Source organism: Amycolatopsis sp. H20-H5 (genome assembly GCF_035828755.1).
GTDB lineage: Bacteria > Actinomycetota > Actinomycetes > Mycobacteriales > Pseudonocardiaceae > Amycolatopsis.
Map to the genome: position 1 here is coordinate 17,253 of NZ_JAYMZS010000053.1, position 16,999 is coordinate 34,251.

The following is a 16,999-nucleotide window of genomic DNA, read 5'->3' on the forward strand; positions in this document are numbered from 1 at the left end:
GTACTTTTGGGTTTGACTCCACCGACTACGACGAAGTGGGAGGCTCGAAATGACCGTCATCGTGGTGATGGGCGTGTCCGGTTCGGGCAAGACGACGGTCGGCACGGCGCTGGCCGAGCAGCTGGACGTCGACTACGCCGAGGCCGACACGTTCCACCCCCGGGCCAACATCGCCAAGATGAGCTCTGGGGTCCCGCTGACCGACGAGGACCGCTGGCCCTGGCTGGAGTCGATCGCCGGCTGGATCCGCGACCATCAGGAGTCCGGCGGGGTCGTGACGTCGTCGGCGCTGAAGCACACCTACCGCGACGTTCTGCGCAGCGGCGGGAACGTCTGGGTCCTGCATCTGCACGGCGACCGCGAGGTCCTCGCCGAGCGGATGAAGACCCGGTCCGGTCACTTCATGCCACCGTCTCTTTTGGACTCTCAGCTGGCCGACCTGGAACCCTTGCTGCCGGGCGAATCCGGGATGATCGCGAATATCACCCGGACGCCGGAAGACATCGTCGCCGCCGCGCTCGCCGCGTTCGGGGCCCGGAAATGACCGCGCTCGCCGCCGGTTGGACCGGCCACGACACCCGCCTGATCGGTGCGACCCTGGTCGCCATCGCCCTGATCGTCGTGCTGATCACCAAGGCGAAACTCCACCCCCTCCTGGCGCTGATCCTCGGCTCCGGGCTGCTCGGCCTGGCCGCCGGGATGCCGGTGGACAAGCTGATCAAGAGCTTCGGCACGGGCGTCGGCACGACGGTCGCCTCCGTCGGCGTCCTGATCGCGCTCGGCGCGATGCTCGGCAAGCTCCTGGCCGACTCCGGTGGCGCGGAACAGATCGTGGACACCATCCTGGCGAAGGCGGGCAAGCGCACGCTGCCGTGGGCGATGGCGTTGGTGGCCGCCCTGATCGGGCTGCCGATGTTCTTCGAGATCGGCCTCGTCATGCTGATCCCCGTGGTCCTGCTGGTCGCCAAGCGCAGCGGCCGCCCGCTGATGCTGCTCGGCATTCCCGCGCTGGCCGGGCTTTCCGTGCTGCACGGCCTCGTCCCGCCGCACCCAGGCCCGCTCGCCGCCGCCGGAGCGCTCAACGCCAACGTCGGCCTCACGCTCGCACTGGGCCTGCTCGTCGGGATCCCGACACTGATCATCGCCGGACCACTGTTCGGCCGCCTGGCCGCGCGAATGGTGCCCGACGCGGCGCCGCCCGCCCGGCTGATCCCCGAGGCCGAAGAGAAGCACGAACACCGGCCGAGCTTCCGCGCGACACTGTCCACAGTGCTCCTCCCGGTGGTCCTCATGCTGGGCAAGGCGCTCGCGGACATCTTGCTGGGCAAGGAAAACGAGGCCCGCCGGATCCTCGACTTCATCGGCGACCCGCTGGTCGCGCTGCTCGCTGCCGTCCTCGTTGGAATGTTCACCCTGGGCAAGGCCGCCGGGTTCGACCGCGCGCGCCTGTCCGGCACGATCTCCGAGGCCCTCCCGCCGATCGCCGGGATCCTGCTGATCGTGGGCGCGGGCGGCGGCTTCAAGCAGACGCTGGTCGACGCCGGGGTCGGCGACGTGATCACCGGCCTGGCCACCGGGGCCAGCCTCTCGCCCCTGCTGCTCGGCTGGCTGGTCGCGGTCGCGATCCGCCTGGCCACCGGCTCGGCCACGGTCGCGACGGTGTCCGCAGCGGGCATCGTCGCCCCGCTCGCCGCGACCCTCGACCCCACGCACGGCGCCCTACTGGTCTTGGCGATCGGCGCGGGCTCGCTGTTCTTCTCGCACGTCAACGACGCCGGGTTCTGGCTGGTCAAAGAGTACTTCGGCCTCACCGTCGGTCAGACCCTCAAGACGTGGTCCCTGATGGAGACCGTCATCTCGGTGGTCGCGATCGCCCTCATCCTCCCCCTCGGCGCACTGCTCTAACTGTCCCTGAATGCCACTGCTATTCCTGAGGCCCGTCGCCTCGTCGGCGACGGGCCTAACGGCGTTTAACGCCGTCATGGTGTCCTTCAGGGACCTCCGGACAAGTGCCCGTTGACATGTGACCTTTTGGTCACCTATTCTTGTCGAGTGCCCGACGACGACCTGGTGTTCAAAGCACTGGCCGACCCCACCCGTCGGTTCCTGCTCGACCAGCTCTTCGCGCGTGACGGCCGCACGCTCACCGAGTTGGAGTCCGAAGTGGAGATGACGCGCTTCGGCGTGATGAAGCACCTGCGCCTGCTCGAAGAGGCCGGGCTGGTCATCTCACGCAAGGAAGGCCGGGAAAAGCGTCACTTCCTGAACCCCGTGCCGATCCGCCAGATCCACGACCGCTGGATCGACAAGTACACCGAGCGCCACACGTCGGCGCTGCTCGACCTCAAAGCCGAACTCGAAGCCGAACTTCAAGCGAAGGAGCCACCCCCATGAGCGAGACCCTGCAGGTCTATCGCGTGTACATCAAGGCCACCCCGCAGGCGATCTGGGACGCCATCACCAAGCCCGAGTGGACCGCCAAATACGGCTACACCGGCAAGGCCGACTTCGACCTGCGCCCCGGCGGCAAGCACGTCACCAGGCCGACCCAGGACTACATCGACGCCGGCGTGACCGGCGACGTCGTCGACGGCGAGGTCATCGAGGCAGACCCGCCCCGCAAGCTGGTCCTCACCTGGCGGATGCTGATGGACCCCACGATGGCGGCCGAGGGCTTCACAAAGCTCACCTACGACATCGAGGAGACCAAGACGGCAGGCACCCGGCTGACGGTCACCCACGACCTCACCGGCGCCCCCACCCTGGCCGCCATTGTCAGCGGCGAGATGGAGAACATCGACGCGGGCCCCGGCGACAACGCGGGCGGCGGCTGGAACTGGATCCTCTCGGACCTCAAGTCCCTCCTCGAGACCGGCGACGCCATCGCCACGCACTGATCAACGGTCCCTGAAGGCCACTGCTATCCCTCAGGCCCGTCGCCTCGTCGGCGACGGGCCTGACGGCGTTTAACGCCGTCATGGTGGCCTTCAGGGACAGTCAGACTCGCTGGGTGGAGGCGCGCAGGAGGGCTTTCGCGGCGCCGGTCGCGCCGACGGTGTCCAGGCCGAAGAGCGCCGCACCGACCACCGGGTCGACGTCGGTCACGCGGACCACCGCCCGCGGCGCGACTTTCAGGCACCGTCGCTCGATCTCACCGATCACCTGCGGTTCGACGCCGGTGAGCACGCCGCCGCCGAGGATGATCTCGGGCGCCTCGGTGGTGAGCCCCAGCTTCCGCAGGATGACGGCCACCAGCAGACTCACCTCCTCGACGAACCGGGTGACGACGTCCCCCGCCACCTCGTCGCCCGCCGCGGCGACCCGGAACAGCAGCGGGCACAGCCCGTGGATCGACGACGTCGCCAGCTCCTCGAAATGCAGGCGCCGCACGACATCCACCACGGTGTCCGCGCCGAAGTGCCCGGCCACCGCCTCCCGCAACGCAGTCCCCGGACCACGCCCGTCCTCGGCCCGCACAGCCCACCACAGTGCCTCCTCGCCGAGCCGGAAACCGCCGCCCCAGTCGCCGGAAATCTTTCCCAGCGCGGGGAAACGGTGTTCCGAGCCGTCCGGCCCGATGCCCGCGCCGTTGATCCCGGCACCGCACACGACCGCGACCCCGATCCCGTCCTGAGTCCCCGCCCGCAGCAGCGCAAGCGTGTCGTTGCCAACGGTCAGCGTGTCGCTCCACCCACGCGCGAACAGCGCCGCGTGCAGGGCCTCTTCCTCACGAGCGAAATCCAGCCCCGCGAGGTACGCCGAAGTGTGCACGCCGAACGGCCTCTCCCGCGGCAGCCCTGCCGAGTCCAGTGCGTTCAGCACCAACCCTTCCAGCGCCTCGACACAGGCGGGCACCCCGATGTTCTGCGGCGAAGCGCCCGGCCCGCGCGACTTCCCGAGCACCCGGCCCTCGCGCGACACCACCAAGACGTCCGTTTTGCTGTTGCCGCCATCGATCGCGACAACGAGGTCGCGGAAGTCCACACCGCTCATGCGCGTGCCCAGGGCAAGAACTCGTGGTTGATCTGGACGAGCGTGTCCGCGAGCTGCTCCGCGTAGGCGTACTGCCCGACCAGCGGATGCGCGAGCAGCGCGTCGGCCACCCGGTCCCGCCCGCCCTTGACCGCGGCTTCCAGCGCCAGGTTCTCGTACGCCGTGACCGCCGAGATGAGCCCGGAGAATCGCGGCTCGACCGCGCGCACCGGCAACGGCACCGCACCATTACCGTCCACAGTGGACGGAACCTCGATGACGGCGTCATCCGGCAGAAACGGCATCGTGCCGTTGTTCCGGACGTTCACGACGTGCTCTTCGGCGGGCCCGCCGCTGGTCAACGCGTGGACCAGCTGGACGGCGGCTTCGGAATAGTAAGCGCCACCACGCTTTTCGAGCTGCTCGGGCTTGGTGTTCACCTCAGGATCGAGGTACACCTTGAGCAACTCCTCCTCGACATCGCTGACGACGTCCGCGCGCGGCCGCTCGGTCCGCTGCTTCACGACCTGCGCGTCGTGCGAGTAGTAGTACTTCAGATACGAAGACGGCACGACGTTCATCCGCCGCATCCACCAAGTCGGCGCCGTGACGCGCTCGCCGATCAGCTCGGCGTGCTGCTCCAGGAGCTCGGGCAGGCGGTCGACGCCGTTGACGTACACGCCGCGTTCCCAGCTGAGGTGGTTGAGGCCGGTGTGCTCCAGCTTGACCTCGTCGACCCCGGCGCCGAGCAGTTTCGCGAACGTGCGCTGCAGGTCGATCGCGACGTTGCACAGCCCGACGGCCCGGTGCCCCTCGTTCAGCAGCGCCCGCGTGACAATGCCGACGGGGTTGGTGAAGTTGACGATCCACGTGTCGTCCCCAGCGATTTTGCGCACGCGCTCAGCGATGTCGAGCACCACCGGCACGGTCCGCAACGCCTTCGCGAGACCGCCCGCGCCGGTGGTTTCCTGGCCGACACAACCACAAGCATGCGGGAACGTCTCATCCGAACGCCGCGCCAGCTGCCCGCCGACGCGCAGCTGGATCAGCACCGCGGACGCGCCATCGACGCCCTCTTCGAGATTCCCCGTGGTACTCACCTTCGCCGGGTGACCGGCGTGGTCCAGCAGCCGCTGACTGAAGTCGCCGACCGCGGAAACACGGTAGGCGTCCGGGTCCACCAGTACGATCTCGTCAACGTCCAAAGTGGACCGCCGCCCGGCGATGCCGTCGATCAGCTCCGGGGTGTAGGTCGAACCGCCACCGACAACTGTCAGCTTCATCCCTTGACTCCTGTGAATGTGATGCCCTTGACGAAGGACTTCTGCGCGAAGACGAACAGCACGATGACCGGGGCCATGATCAGCGCGGTGGCCGCCATGGTCAGGTTCCACTCGACGTGGTGCATCCCGCGGAACGACGCGATGGCCAGCGAGAGCGGCCAGTGGTCCTGGTTCTCACCGGTGTAGAGCAGCGGGCCGAAGTAGTCGTTCCAGGTGAACAGGAAACAGAACATCCCGGTCGCCGCGATCCCCGGTTTGGCCATCGGGATCAGCACCCGGATCATCGCCTGGAACTCGTTGCAGCCGTCGATCTTCGCCGCTTCGATGTAGTCCTTCGGAATGGTGAGGAAGAACTGCCGCAGCAGGAAGATCGAGAACGCGTCGAAGAAGAAGTACGGCGCGATGAGCGGCACCAGCGTGCCGGTGAACCCGAGCCGGACCCACAGGTCGTACAGCGGGACGATGGTGACCTGCGGGGGCAGCATCATCGCGGAGACCGTGAGCAGGAAGAACAGGTTCTGCCCGCGCCACTTCAGTTTCGACAGCGCGTACGCCGCCGGGATCGCCGAAAGCAACGCGCCGACCGTGGCCAGCAGCGAGTAAATGAGACTGTTGCCGAAGTACTCCAGCAGCGGCGCCTTCTTGAACACCTCGACGAAGTTCTCGAAATGCCATTCGGACGGCCACAGGCTCGACGACATCGCCTGGTCGCTCTTCATCACCGCGGTGAGCACGACGAACACGATCGGCAGCACGAACACGATGCCGAGCGCGATGCCGACCGCGTGCGTCGCGATCCAGTACAACCGTTTGTCCCAGTTCCGCCTGGCCCGCGCGCGGGGCGGCAGCGAAGCCTGCTTCGGCCGCGCTGTGCCGGAAATCGTGATCATCCGCCCTCCTGTGTCTTGCGGGACACCCGCACCCGGACGGGCGGACGAGCGGCGCTTCGCGATTGTGAGCTCATCCGCCCTCCTGTGTCTTGCGGGACACCCGCACCCGGACGGGCGGACGAGCGGCGCTTCGCGATTGTGAGCTCATCCGCCCTCCTCCTGATGTGCGGTCTTACGGAGCTGTCGCACGAGAATCATCGTGAAACCAGCCGAAACGATGAACAGCAGCACGGCCATCGCGGCCGCGTAACCCATGTTGAAGTACCGGAAACCCTGGACGTACAACCACACCGGATACGTCAGCGTCGAGTTCTGTGGCGCACCGATGTACTTGGTGTTGCCCGCGACGTCCGCGGAACCGGCCGCGGCGGAACCGGCGACCACCGCCTGCGTGAAGAACTGCAGCGCGAAGATGATCGAGTTGACCACCCCGAACAGCAGCACCGGCGAGATCGACGGCAGCGTGATGTGCCAGAACCGGCGGATCGGCCCGGCGCCGTCCAGTTGCGCCGCTTCGTGCAGTTCCGTCGGCACGTCGAGCAGCGCGGCCAGGATGATGATCATCAGCTCGCCCGAGCCCCACATCACCAGCAGGGTCAGCGCGGGCTTCGACATGCTGGGGTCGTTGAACCACAGCCCGCCGTCGACCCCGATGAGCTTCAAGAACCTGTTGACCGGACCGAATTCCGGGTTGAACAGGAACACGAACGCCAGCGTCGCCGCCGCGGGCGGAGCGAGGGCGGGCAGGTAGCAGAGCGTGCGGATCAGGCCCACGCCCGCCTTGAGCCGCGAGATCACCGACGCCACGCCGAGCGAGAACGCCACCCGGCAGATCGTCAGCACGATGACCAGCCACAGCGTGTTGTACGCCGCCGTGCCGACCAGCGGTTCGCTGGAGAACATCCGGACGTAGTTGTCGAACCCGATCCATTGTGGAGGGTTGATCAGGTCATACTTCGTGAAGGAGTAGTAGACCGTCGCGATCAGCGGGTACCCGAAAAAGATCAGGAACCCGAGCGTCGCTGGCGCGATGAAGTAGAAGACCGTACGACGGCGCTTGGCCGTCCGGGCCCCCGCCCGCACCTTCGCGGGTGCGGACGGGGGCTTCTCCAGCGTGGTGGTCACCGTGCTCAGCCACCGCCCTTTTGGGCCAGCGCGTCGTTGATCTGCGCGTCGACTGCCTTGAGCCCGGCGGTCAGGTCCGGCACGGACCCGGCCTGCCACTTTTCGGCGAAGTCGTTGACGGCCTTGAGGTGCGCGTCACCGATCGCCGTCGACGGGTTCGGCAGCAGCTTGCCGCCGCCGTACATGTCCAGGAACGTCTTGAACTGCGGGTTGACCTCGAGCTTCGGGTCGGACAGCGACGCGATCGTGCTGGGCACGTTCTTGAGGCCGTTCGCCAGCTCGACGAGGGTGTCGGTGTCCAGCGACATCTGCTTGATCAGTTCCCAGGACGCGCCCGGGTTCTTGGCGCCCTTGGGGATGGCGATGATCGTGCCGGTGGTGAACCCGCCGCCGTACCGGTCGGGCTTGGAGTCGGCCACAGGCGGCGGCGCGGTGCCGAACTTGACATCCGGCGCCTGGTCCTTGAGGAACGCGGTGCGGTATTCGCCGTCGATCATCATCGCGATCTTGCCGCGATGGAAGCCGTGGTCCGCGGAGTACTCGTCGCCGAGGCCGGACTTGAACTTCTCGATCTTGTCGTGACCGTAGAAGTCGATGAGCTTCTTCTGGAAGTCGAACATCTCCTTCCATTCGGGACTGTCGGCCAGCTGCGACTTGCCGTCCGGGCCGATCCAGGTCGCGCCCCAGTTCGGCGCCCACATCTCGGCTTTGTTGGAGTAGAAGGGCATCGACGGCATGAACCCGGCGACCTTGATCGAACCGTCCGGGTTGAACTGGGTCAGCTTCTTCGCGTAGTCGAGCAGCTGGGTCGTTGTCTTCGGCGGCGCGGAAAGCCCCGCGGCCGTGAGCATGTCGGTGTTGTAATAGAAGCCGTAGACGTCCGAGAGCATCGGCATGGCACAGCGCTTGCCTTGGTACGTGGTGTAGTCGCGCACCGCCTGCGGGATCACGTTGACGTCGATCTTGTCGCGGTCGAGGTACGGCTTGAGGTCCTGGAAGGTGCCATTGGAGCACCAGAGGCCGAGGTTGTCGGTGAAGAAGGAGATCGCGACGTCCGGCGGGTTCCCGCTGCGGATCGACTGGGTCAGCTTGTCGTCGTCCTGATTGCCTTCGTGCTTGATCTCGATGTTGGGGTACTTGGCCTTGAGCTTGTTGAGGCCCTTGGTGACGATGTCGTATTCACGCGAGGTGAACTTGCTGTAGACGGTCAGCGTGAGCTTCGCGTCCTCATGTGGAGCAGCGGCCGCGGCGTCACCGGTTCCCCCGCCGCTGGGGGCCGCGGCGCCGGAACAGGCGGACAGCAGGGCTGCTGTCGCCGCCATACAGAGCACGAGCGAGCCGCGCCAACGGCGGCCGGTCCTGCGTATCTGGGTCGTGGAGCTCATGACCCTCCTCCTAATCGGATTGGGCAGGGGACTGTGGAACGGATGGAAAACCAGGGACGGGGTCGGGCCTGCGTTTGTTCGGCAGCGCGCGCGTGGTCACGCCGAACACGTCCTCGCGCGCGGTGGCGAGCGCGGACTGCAGGGCACCGGCGCGGACAGCGTTGCCCTGTACGGAAGCGACGCCGACCGGGGTGCGGGGGACGGAGATCTCGTGCAGCCGAGCGGCCACGAGCTGAGCGAACGACTCGCCACCGGCGCGACTGGTGTCACCGCAGAGCAGAACGAGTTCCGGGTCGACAACGGCGACAAGGCCAGCCACCCCGCCCGCGACACGGCGGGCGAGGTCGTCGAGGAATTCTGCGGAATTCTGTTGCTGTGCAAGGGAAACAGCGTCCCACCCGGTGTCGGCGATGATCCCGTGCGCGGCAGCCAGCCGGACGATGGCCGGCGAGGCGACGAGGTCACCGAACCGCGTACCGGCCCGTGGTGGCTGCTCGCCGGTGTACTTCGAGGCCGGATCGGGCACGCGCATCCAGTCGATCTCGCCGCCACCGCCGGTCGCGCCGCGCAGCAGCCGACGTCCGACGACCACGGCGCCACCGACGCCCTCACTGAGCCAGACCATGACGAAGTCGTCGAGCCCGGCGGCCCGCCCGGCGGTCATCTCCTCGATGGCGACCAGGTTGACGTCGTTCTCAAGCGTGACGTCGACCCCGAGCTCGGCGCTGAGCCGTCCTGGCACGTCGAAACCCAGCCAGCCCGGGATGTGCGGCGCGGAGGACAGCAACCCGGTCCGCGGATCGAACGCCCCCTGCGCGCCGATGACGACATTGCGCAGGTCGGACATGGTGAGCCCGGCGGCGAGGGTGACCCGCTCCAGCGCGGCGCCGAACGTCCCCACGACGTCGGCACCGGCGTGGACGGGCAGCGGCACGCGGTGTTCGGCGAGCACGCTGCCCGCGACATCGGCGACGACGAAATCGGCCTCGTGCGGCGTGAGATCCACGGCGGCTACGTACGCCAGCGAGCCGTTGACCTGCCACAACTGCGCGCGCGGCCCCCGGGAGCCACCGCGGACCCCGGCCTTGCCGACGACGTTCTCCTGCTCCAAACGGGTGAGCAGCTGAGCGGTGGCCGGCTTGGACAGCCCGATGGCGAGCTCCAGCTCCGAGCGCGTCAGCGCCCCCTCCCGCAGGAGGGCTTCGACGGCGGCGCGATCGTTGATCTCGCGCAGCATTCGCGGACTACCGGCTCGCACTTACCCACACTCCGACTTAATTAGGATACTTTACAGACGGTTTCCGGCGACTGTAGTGAGCGCGGCCACAGCCGTCAACGCCGCGGGGAAACAGCCAGGTAACGCTTCGCCCCATGACAAGATCGAACGATTCACCGGCGACACGACGTGCGAGACGGTGTTTCACCAGCTCCTGGCCCTGGATCACTCCCGCCAGGAGCCCTGGGGACCACTGCACGGCGTCGCGGTGGGGACTTACTTTCTGCAGCATCCCAGCGGGCAGAAACCAGCGGCGTTGCGGCCGCAGTGGTCCCTGGTGCAGGCCTATCTGGGCGGCGGTCTACTCCGGATCGAGGCGATGAATCGGCGCGTACGGCGTCTCAGAAGGCGTCCGGAAACTGATGTCTTGGCGTCCAGTTTGGTGCCCAGGGCCGCGTGACTGACGGGGACTTTCACGCGGTCTGTTCTGGTGAAGGGGACTTTTGCAAGGTTGAGTCGAGGGAAGTCCCCTTCAGTCGCCACCGCAGGTTTGCCGTGTGCCCTGATGGGAGCCTTCACGGCGTTTAACGCTGTCATGGTGGCCTTCAGGGGCACGCATGAAACGGTCGTGGCGGTATGAAACGGGCGAATGGGTAGACTTTTCGTCCTTTGTGGAGGGTAGGCGGCTTCGCAGGACAGGCGCCCGAGGCTTCGAGCGGCGGCTGCTGCGACAGTTCTCAGACGCGTTCTCAACGCGCACAGCGGCAGCGGCCGGAAGCCGGAGGCGGAGGACTACGGCGACGCGCCGCCGCTACCGTCGGCAACGCCGACGGTCTATGAAGTGACGATCGGTGACGTCGCGGTCGACGGCACGTTCCCCGCGGAGGGCTATGCGGAGCGGGTGCGGGCGTGGGTGTCGGCGACGGTCGAGGCGAGGAACGCGGCCCAGGACTGAAGCCCTCAGGCGTCGACGACGCCACGTTCGAGCAGGAGGTCGGCGTGGTCGGCCGCGGCTCGGCCCGCATGCCAGCCCGCGCCGTTGCTGACCGACGCCGCCCGCTCGACGGTGTGACTGAACATCGCCTGGAATGTCTCGTCGACCACCCGGGAACGATCGGCCAGCACCGGCAGCAACCGCGCGTCTTCAACCGGGTCGTGCGCGCGCACCCCGGCTTCGCCGAGTCGTTCACCGATGCGGACCGCGTAGGCGACGAGGAAGGACTGCCGGAAGGACCGGGTGCGCGACGTTCCGGTTCTGGTGGTGTGACTGCCTTCGGCGACCATCGCACGGGTGGCCTGCACCAGCAGCGAAGTGGCCAGCAGTTCGGTGATCTCCAGGTCCGTTTCCTCGCCGACCAGCGCGGCGAAGCCCAGCTTGGAATAGAACACCGACCGGCACCGGTTCGCCTCGGCGATCGCGGCGACCAGGTGCGACTTGGCTTCGACATACGGGGCGTCCAGCCACAAACGGATCGAGCCAGCCGTCTGTTTCCGGTGGGTGTCCGCGTCGAGCAGGGCCCGCTCGAAGGCGTACCGGTTCATCAGTTCCTGCGCTTTGGCCGAGAGCGCCTCGGCCTCCTCGGGGAACTGCGTCGACTCCGCCTTGGCCAGCAGACCCCGGACACGCGCCAGTACCTTCTGATCGACCCCACTCGCCTGTCCGGCGGTTCCGGCAGAAGCCGAACCGGGCGGCGCCAAAATGCGCGGGAGCTCCGGCAGTGTCATCAGCATCGCGAGCATCTTGACCGTGGCCAGCAGCGCCCGCTCGAGGTCCGCGCCCGCCCGCTCGGCCCACTGCAGCAGGTGCGGACGGTCGCGCTTCCACCAGACTTCGGCGCCCAGCCCACGCACCTGCGCCGCCCACCGCTCGTGCACGGTGGCCGCCGCGTGTTTCGCCGTGTCCGCGGCGATGCCGTCGACCAGCAGGTTCGTCGCGACGTCGTCGGCGTTCCGCCGGACGTGCTCCCAGACGTCGGAGGGCGTCCAGCCCGATCGCCACAGTCGCTCGAGGACAGTCACCAGCGCGATCCCGGCGCCGGTGGCGACAGCGCGGGCCTCGGCGACGAACCGGCCGGTGGTGAAGACCGTCGCGAAGTCCGCGGCGGCGGAGGTGTTGCCAGCACCATGGCCCCAGGCCGCGTGCGTCATTTCGTTCGCCACCACCTCGGGCGGCAACGGCGGCAGCGTCCCGAAGTCGGCGGGCTCCGCGAAGAACCCGTTCCGCGGCTCGGTCGGCCCTTTGCTCTGACGGACGCGCTTCTTCGCCGCCCGCTTTTCGCGATTCCGCTTGCCCACGCCAGTCCTTCCGTTACGCCGAAACCAGTGTCGTGCCGCTGCCGGTCAACCGGCGGTACACGATTCGCCTGCCGAGCGCGGTGAGGCGCACCCGGGCAGGGGAGTCAACGGGCGCGAGCTCGACAGCGCCGTGTTCCGCCAACACGGAGAGTCCGTTCAGCAGCAGCGGCAGGACGACCGGCTCCATGCCGTCGACAAAGAGGTCGAGCGGGCCGGGCCCGCGTTCCGCGAGCACTTCGGAGACGATGTCGCGAATGTCGTCGAACTCCCCGCTGGACTGCCGGTGGTACAGATTGCCGAGAAAGTGGGGAACCCACGGTTCAGCCGCGGCCGCGACGGTCACCAGGTAGTCGACCAGACCGTCGTGCACCTCGTCCCACAAAGCGAGGGCCGCGGCGGGCTCTGCGTCGCCGCTGAGCGCGGCCTGCACGCGGGCCAGCCCAGATCCGGCGATCACGCGGGTGCGACGCAAACTGAGCACATCGAGGTCAAGGGCCAGCGCCCAGAGCGTCGCCACCGCCGGCAGCTCCCCAAGCTGCCGGACCGGGAGATCGGCCAGACCGAGCGCGGGCACCAGTGTCAGGAGTTCCTTGCGAACCGGTTCACCGCGCCGATCCACCGGGCGGCCTCGCGCACCCGCCCACTCGCCGAACCCGAGCAAGACACGCAGCGTCCGGCTTTCCACCACCGCGCGCGACAACTCGGCGTCCGAAGGAAGCTCAGCCAGGGGCGGCGTCACGCGATCCGCGCAGCCGCAGTCACATTCTTCTTCGAGATCCGGCCACACCAGGCTCTTGTCGGGCGACTCCGCCGGATCCACCAACGCCACCCCGCCGCCGTGCACGAGCAGCCGCGCGATGCCGTACATCGGCTCGGCGTCGATCAAGTCCCGCAGCACAGGACGGCGTCCTTCGGCGTCCAGCGCGCTGAAGCGTTCGGCCCACCGGTCGATCTCGGCCGGGTCGGCGTCGAAACTCAGCCCGTCGGCGGCGATCGCGGTCCACACCCGCTTGGCGAGCCGATGGCGAGAAGGGTCGGCCATCGCCTCGTCGAACCCGGCCTCGGCGCGATCCAGCTCTGTGCGCAACGTGGCGACCCTGGTGGATCCCGGGTGCAGCCGCTCGGTGTCGTCGAGGAAACGCAGGAAGTCCCGAAGCGTGTCCACCGCGTGCTCGGCCAAGTCCCAGCCGTCGGCCTGACGGGGCGCCAGATTGTCCATCAGCAACCGGTGCAAGTCACCACTGCGCCAGAGCGTGGCATCCGGCTGGCCCAGGTACTCGGCGCGGCCTTGCAGCATGATCTGGACCCGGCCTCGCCAGACCTCGGCTGCCTCGGCGTCCACTGGCAAGAGCCCGTGCTGGGCCGCCCATTCTTCGAACGCGTGCCTTACCCGCAGGTTCGCTCCTTGTCCTACCACGCGCAAAGAGTAACGAACCGGCTACGCCCCTAGCGGACCGACCTCAGGAGAGCTCGCCAGGAGTCGGCCGGAATCACGAGATGTCCGCTCGCGCGCGCCTTGGTGTCCCGGAGTCCGACAGTTCCGGGCGCCAGGGCGACCTCGACACACGCGTTGCTGTCACTACTCGCCGCGCTCTTCTTCCACTCGCAGCGGGCGGGGTTCACGAGGGGCACTCCGGTGTTCGGCGACAAGGGCCGTCAGCAGCTCGGCCGACCTCTCGAAGGATAGCGCCATCGCAGCCAGTTTCGACCAAGCCTCTCGATAGACGCGGACCTCCGCCGCGTCTTCCACATAGATGCCGCCGGTGAGATTCTCCAAGGCCACGCAGCTGTAGCCGTCGGCCAACGTGAAGATGTGGAACGGCGCGCCGAGCGCGGGGTGGCAGCCGACCTCGGCGGGCAGCACTTGGATCGAAACATGCTGGCTGCCAGCGATTTCGAGGAGCTGGTGAATCTGTTCGACCATCACCTCCGGACCACCGATCGTCCGCCGCAGCGCCGGTTCATCGATGATCGCCCAGAATTCCAGCGCGCCCGCCGCGATATGCCGCTGCCGAGCCATCCGAACCTCGACGCGCTGCGCGATTGCCGCATCCGGCTCGCGAGGAAAACCGTGCCGAATCAGCTCCCGCGCGTAGGCCTCGGTCTGGAGCGGGCCAGGCACGACATCGATGGTGAAGCTGTACTTGCTGTCAGCATCCGCCTCAAGCTCGAACAGACTCGTCGTCCGCCCAAGCACGCTGTCCGGATACGAGTGCCACCAGTCGCGCCGCTTGGCGTGCCGCGCAAGCTTGACCAGCTCGTTGGCGACGTCCTCCCCGACCCCGAGCGCCTGACAGAGCTCATAGGTGTCGTCACCACTGATGCTGATCTGCGCAGCCTCAATCCGCGACAGCTTGGCCTGCGAAAACCCGGCGAGCTTGGCCGTCTCGGTGATGGACAGGCTGGTCTGCTCACGTAGCTCCTGCAAAGCACGAGCGAGCCTCCGTCGCCGCAACGAGGCAGCAGCCATCACGTACTCCATTCGAGTAGACCAAGCATGAACCCCATTGTGCATACATGCACATCATGGTTCCGTGACGTGAAGCATACAGACAACCACGCAAAGTTATCGAGGCGACATGACCGCACCCGGCCAATGGATGGCCACCGACCCGGGCACCCACCACCCCGAGCGCCACTACGTCTCCCCCGGCGCCATCCCCTGGCACGCCCCCGACGGCTGGCTGATGGGCCACGTCTCAGACTGCGGCGTCCGCTGCATCGCCGCCGACACCCACTACCTCGCCAACCTCACACCCTGCCCGTCCTGCGCGACAGGCCATCCGTCATGACTCCCGAAGACCGCGAACTCGTCAACCGCATGAGCGAACTCGCCAAAGCCCTCATCGCGGGCGGAATCATCCGCCTCCACCGCGAACGCAACCCCGACCAGCTCGCCGAAGACCTCCGCGACCTCGGCCTCGAATTCACCGACCTCGGCACCGCCCTGACCACCCGCGTATCCGAACTCGACGGAACACCTCAGCCCCACTGGCATCCCCACAACTGCAGCATCTGTACCAAAACCCTCTCACCAGGCACCCTGGCCCTGCGCCTTTTCACCGCCCGCTACACCCCACGCAACCCCGGCCCGGAATGGACGATGACAGCCGACTGGACCCTCCCGGCCCCCTCCACAATCACCCTGTGCGAACCCTGCTGGAACACCCTCCCCTGCCGCATCCCCAAGTGCTGACCCGAAAGAGCAAGACCGCACTATCCGTTCGCGACAGACAACCCGCATTCCGCTGAAATCTCGTTCGCAAAAGGGTGACGCGCGCGATCACCCTGTGTGGCCAACCACACCGCACCTCCCCGAGGGAACCAGACACCCCCGGTGCACATCTGACATACTACGAGTCAGAATCAAAGCGCGGGGAGGCGCAACGATGCCAGAAGGTGTGGAACGGGTCAGACACGTAGCGAGCAACTTCATGGGACCGCTCGTACCCGGCTACAAATACCTCTACGACCTGCCACCCGCAGAGGTAGCCAAGCAAACCGCCGACGAACAAGCCAAGGCCGACACGGCCATGGACACCGGCGGCGGAGGCTACAAATTCGACCCAGCCACCGCCGACGCGGTCATCAAGGACCTCAACGAGTTGCTGGACTGGATCGGCAATGAGCAACGGCCACACGCCGACAAATTGACTCAGCTCAAACCTATGGGTGACGAAGTCGCCAGCTCGAATTATGTGCAAGACGCGAACGCTGCGGGAAAGACCTACAACAACTATCTCCTCAGCGTGACCAACGAGCTGAAGCGGCAGCGGGACGCGATCACCACGGCGCGCGATGCCTACATAGCGCAGGACCATCATTCGGCCAGCTCGTTGAAAGGCAAGAACACCTGACATGCCAATCCGCAAAGCTGCTGCACTGCTCCCCCTGGCCGCATTGAGTGTCCTCTTTGCTGGCTGCTCCGGCAAAGGCGCTACCCCCACATCCACGCCGTCAGTGTCTCCCCAGCCTCCGACCGCGTCGAAGGTCAACGAGCACGCTGTACCTCAAGCGCTCGAGACAAAGTCATTCGAGGCAGCTCCCTGCAGTGCCCCGTCGCCCGAACAGGTCGCCGGGCTCGGCGCCCCGCTCAAAAGTGCAACTCCGCGAACCGATCCGGAGGGGCCGGGATGCTCCATCCGCTTCGCAACCGACAATCCAAACTCGGTTGTTGGCACGATATTCACATCTGATCATTCCGGCATGTCTGGCCTGTACGAGAAGCAACAGCAAGGTGGCTTCACAGACTTCAAGCCGTTTACAGTGTCCGGCTATCCTGGTGCCGTTTTCGCCAACGTGAGTACGTCTGATCCAGCGCATTGCTCGCTGGCTGTCGGGCTACGTGACGATCTCACCTATTCCGTCAGCGTATCTCTCGATTCGGCGACTACTCCTCTTGGCGACCCCTGCGCGCTGGGCAAGAAAGTTGCGGGATTTGTGGTGGAGTATCTCAAGAAGGCGCAGAACTGATGCCTGACAGGTACACGGGCGCAGACCTCTATGACCGGATGCACCGCGTCCCCGGCAATGCCTCGACGCTGAACAGCGCCAAGCAGGCGGCCGACGCGCTCAAGAGCGGGCACACCAAGTTGGCGGACCGGATCCGCGCCATCCAGACCAAGCTTGACTGCACCTGGTCGGGTGATACCTCCGCCAAGACACAGGCCGACCGGAAGGCAGCAGCAAGGCGGCTTCACCGATTCGCAAAAGGGTGACGCGCGCGATCACCCTGTGTGGCCAACCACACCGCACCTCCCCGAGGGAACCAGACACCCCCGGTGCACATCTGACATACTACGAGTCAGAATCAAAGCGCGGGGAGGCGCAACG

General features: G+C 66.9%; 20 protein-coding genes and 1 pseudogene. 11 read left to right on the forward strand and 10 right to left on the reverse strand.

What is annotated here, in order from left to right; all coding sequences use genetic code 11:
- Positions 1–49: 49 nt before the first annotated feature.
- The 4 genes from QMK34_RS26260 to QMK34_RS26275 all read left to right on the forward strand — a co-directional run bounded on the left by QMK34_RS26260 (position 50) and on the right by QMK34_RS26275 (position 2,897).
- On the forward strand, positions 50–544 hold the full coding sequence (locus QMK34_RS26260; protein ID WP_326417063.1) for a gluconokinase: 495 nt from the start codon (positions 50–52) through the stop codon (positions 542–544).
- Positions 541–1,905 (forward strand): GntT/GntP/DsdX family permease, encoded by a 1,365-nt coding sequence (locus QMK34_RS26265; protein WP_326417065.1) that lies wholly within the window; start codon positions 541–543, stop codon positions 1,903–1,905. Before QMK34_RS26260 ends, QMK34_RS26265 begins: the two co-directional genes overlap by 4 nt.
- A gap of 147 nt (positions 1,906–2,052) precedes the next feature.
- Complete coding sequence (locus QMK34_RS26270; RefSeq protein ID WP_326417067.1) at positions 2,053–2,394, forward strand: ArsR/SmtB family transcription factor; 342 nt, start codon at positions 2,053–2,055, stop codon at positions 2,392–2,394.
- Positions 2,391–2,897 (forward strand): SRPBCC family protein, encoded by a 507-nt coding sequence (locus tag QMK34_RS26275; protein ID WP_326417068.1) that lies wholly within the window; start codon positions 2,391–2,393, stop codon positions 2,895–2,897. Before QMK34_RS26270 ends, QMK34_RS26275 begins: the two co-directional genes overlap by 4 nt.
- Before the next feature lie 100 nt (positions 2,898–2,997).
- On the opposite strand, the gene QMK34_RS26280 is transcribed toward QMK34_RS26275, so the two are convergent.
- From QMK34_RS26280 to QMK34_RS26305, 6 genes are all read right to left on the reverse strand, one after another.
- Entirely contained in the window at positions 2,998–3,993 is a 996-nt protein-coding gene (locus tag QMK34_RS26280; protein ID WP_326417069.1) for an N-acetylglucosamine kinase, read from the reverse strand.
- Complete coding sequence (locus tag QMK34_RS26285) at positions 3,990–5,255, reverse strand: 6-phospho-beta-glucosidase (protein ID WP_326417070.1); 1,266 nt, start codon at positions 5,253–5,255, stop codon at positions 3,990–3,992. Before QMK34_RS26285 ends, QMK34_RS26280 begins: the two co-directional genes overlap by 4 nt.
- Positions 5,252–6,145 (reverse strand): carbohydrate ABC transporter permease, encoded by an 894-nt coding sequence (locus QMK34_RS26290; RefSeq protein WP_326417071.1) that lies wholly within the window; start codon positions 6,143–6,145, stop codon positions 5,252–5,254. The genes QMK34_RS26285 and QMK34_RS26290 overlap by 4 nt, the downstream gene beginning before the upstream one ends.
- Before the next feature lie 144 nt (positions 6,146–6,289).
- Entirely contained in the window at positions 6,290–7,270 is a 981-nt protein-coding gene (locus QMK34_RS26295) for a carbohydrate ABC transporter permease (protein WP_442785219.1), read from the reverse strand.
- Between the two features lie 5 nt (positions 7,271–7,275).
- On the reverse strand, positions 7,276–8,592 hold the full coding sequence (locus QMK34_RS26300) for an ABC transporter substrate-binding protein (RefSeq protein WP_326417112.1): 1,317 nt from the start codon (positions 8,590–8,592) through the stop codon (positions 7,276–7,278).
- 73 nt (positions 8,593–8,665) lie between these two features.
- Positions 8,666–9,892: an ROK family transcriptional regulator gene (locus tag QMK34_RS26305; protein ID WP_326417072.1), complete on the reverse strand. Its 1,227-nt coding sequence runs from the start codon at positions 9,890–9,892 to the stop codon at positions 8,666–8,668.
- Here QMK34_RS26305 and QMK34_RS26310 point away from each other — a divergent pair.
- Both QMK34_RS26310 and QMK34_RS26315 read left to right on the forward strand, forming a co-directional pair.
- The gene (locus QMK34_RS26310) at positions 9,807–10,331 is read left to right on the forward strand and encodes a DUF5946 family protein (RefSeq protein WP_326417073.1); all 525 of its coding nucleotides are present in this window, start codon (positions 9,807–9,809) and stop codon (positions 10,329–10,331) included. The two genes, QMK34_RS26305 and QMK34_RS26310, sit on opposite strands and share 86 nt — an antisense overlap.
- 270 nt (positions 10,332–10,601) lie before the next feature.
- Positions 10,602–10,826, forward strand: a pseudogene (locus QMK34_RS26315) (DUF5946 family protein); the annotation flags it as partial.
- 5 nt (positions 10,827–10,831) lie between these two features.
- Here QMK34_RS26315 and QMK34_RS26320 read toward each other — a convergent pair.
- Genes QMK34_RS26320 through QMK34_RS26335 form a run of 4 tightly spaced genes read right to left on the reverse strand, consistent with a single transcriptional unit; the run spans position 10,832 to position 14,648 of the window.
- A complete protein-coding gene (locus QMK34_RS26320; protein ID WP_326417074.1) occupies positions 10,832–12,166 on the reverse strand; it encodes a DUF2786 domain-containing protein in 1,335 nt (444 codons plus the stop codon).
- Between the two features lie 13 nt (positions 12,167–12,179).
- Positions 12,180–13,583 (reverse strand): hypothetical protein, encoded by a 1,404-nt coding sequence (locus QMK34_RS26325; protein ID WP_326417075.1) that lies wholly within the window; start codon positions 13,581–13,583, stop codon positions 12,180–12,182.
- 29 nt (positions 13,584–13,612) lie between these two features.
- Entirely contained in the window at positions 13,613–13,798 is a 186-nt protein-coding gene (locus QMK34_RS26330; protein WP_326417076.1) for a DUF397 domain-containing protein, read from the reverse strand.
- Positions 13,746–14,648 carry a helix-turn-helix domain-containing protein gene (locus QMK34_RS26335; protein WP_326417077.1) on the reverse strand — a complete coding sequence of 301 codons (903 nt, stop codon included), beginning with the start codon at positions 14,646–14,648 and terminating at the stop codon, positions 13,746–13,748. The genes QMK34_RS26330 and QMK34_RS26335 overlap by 53 nt, the downstream gene beginning before the upstream one ends.
- Positions 14,649–14,745: 97 nt before the next feature.
- Here QMK34_RS26335 and QMK34_RS26340 point away from each other — a divergent pair, with 97 nt between their 5' ends.
- From QMK34_RS26340 to QMK34_RS26360, 5 genes are all read left to right on the forward strand, one after another.
- Positions 14,746–14,958, forward strand: coding sequence for a hypothetical protein (locus QMK34_RS26340; RefSeq protein ID WP_326417079.1), 213 nt, complete (start codon positions 14,746–14,748; stop codon positions 14,956–14,958).
- Positions 14,955–15,362: a hypothetical protein gene (locus tag QMK34_RS26345; RefSeq protein WP_326417081.1), complete on the forward strand. Its 408-nt coding sequence runs from the start codon at positions 14,955–14,957 to the stop codon at positions 15,360–15,362. Before QMK34_RS26340 ends, QMK34_RS26345 begins: the two co-directional genes overlap by 4 nt.
- Before the next feature lie 193 nt (positions 15,363–15,555).
- On the forward strand, positions 15,556–16,023 hold the full coding sequence (locus tag QMK34_RS26350) for a hypothetical protein (protein ID WP_326417082.1): 468 nt from the start codon (positions 15,556–15,558) through the stop codon (positions 16,021–16,023).
- A 1-nt stretch (position 16,024) separates the two neighbouring features.
- Positions 16,025–16,639, forward strand: coding sequence for a DUF3558 domain-containing protein (locus tag QMK34_RS26355; protein WP_326417083.1), 615 nt, complete (start codon positions 16,025–16,027; stop codon positions 16,637–16,639).
- Complete coding sequence (locus tag QMK34_RS26360) at positions 16,639–16,884, forward strand: hypothetical protein (RefSeq protein ID WP_326417084.1); 246 nt, start codon at positions 16,639–16,641, stop codon at positions 16,882–16,884. Before QMK34_RS26355 ends, QMK34_RS26360 begins: the two co-directional genes overlap by 1 nt.
- The last annotated feature ends 115 nt before the right edge of the window (positions 16,885–16,999 follow it).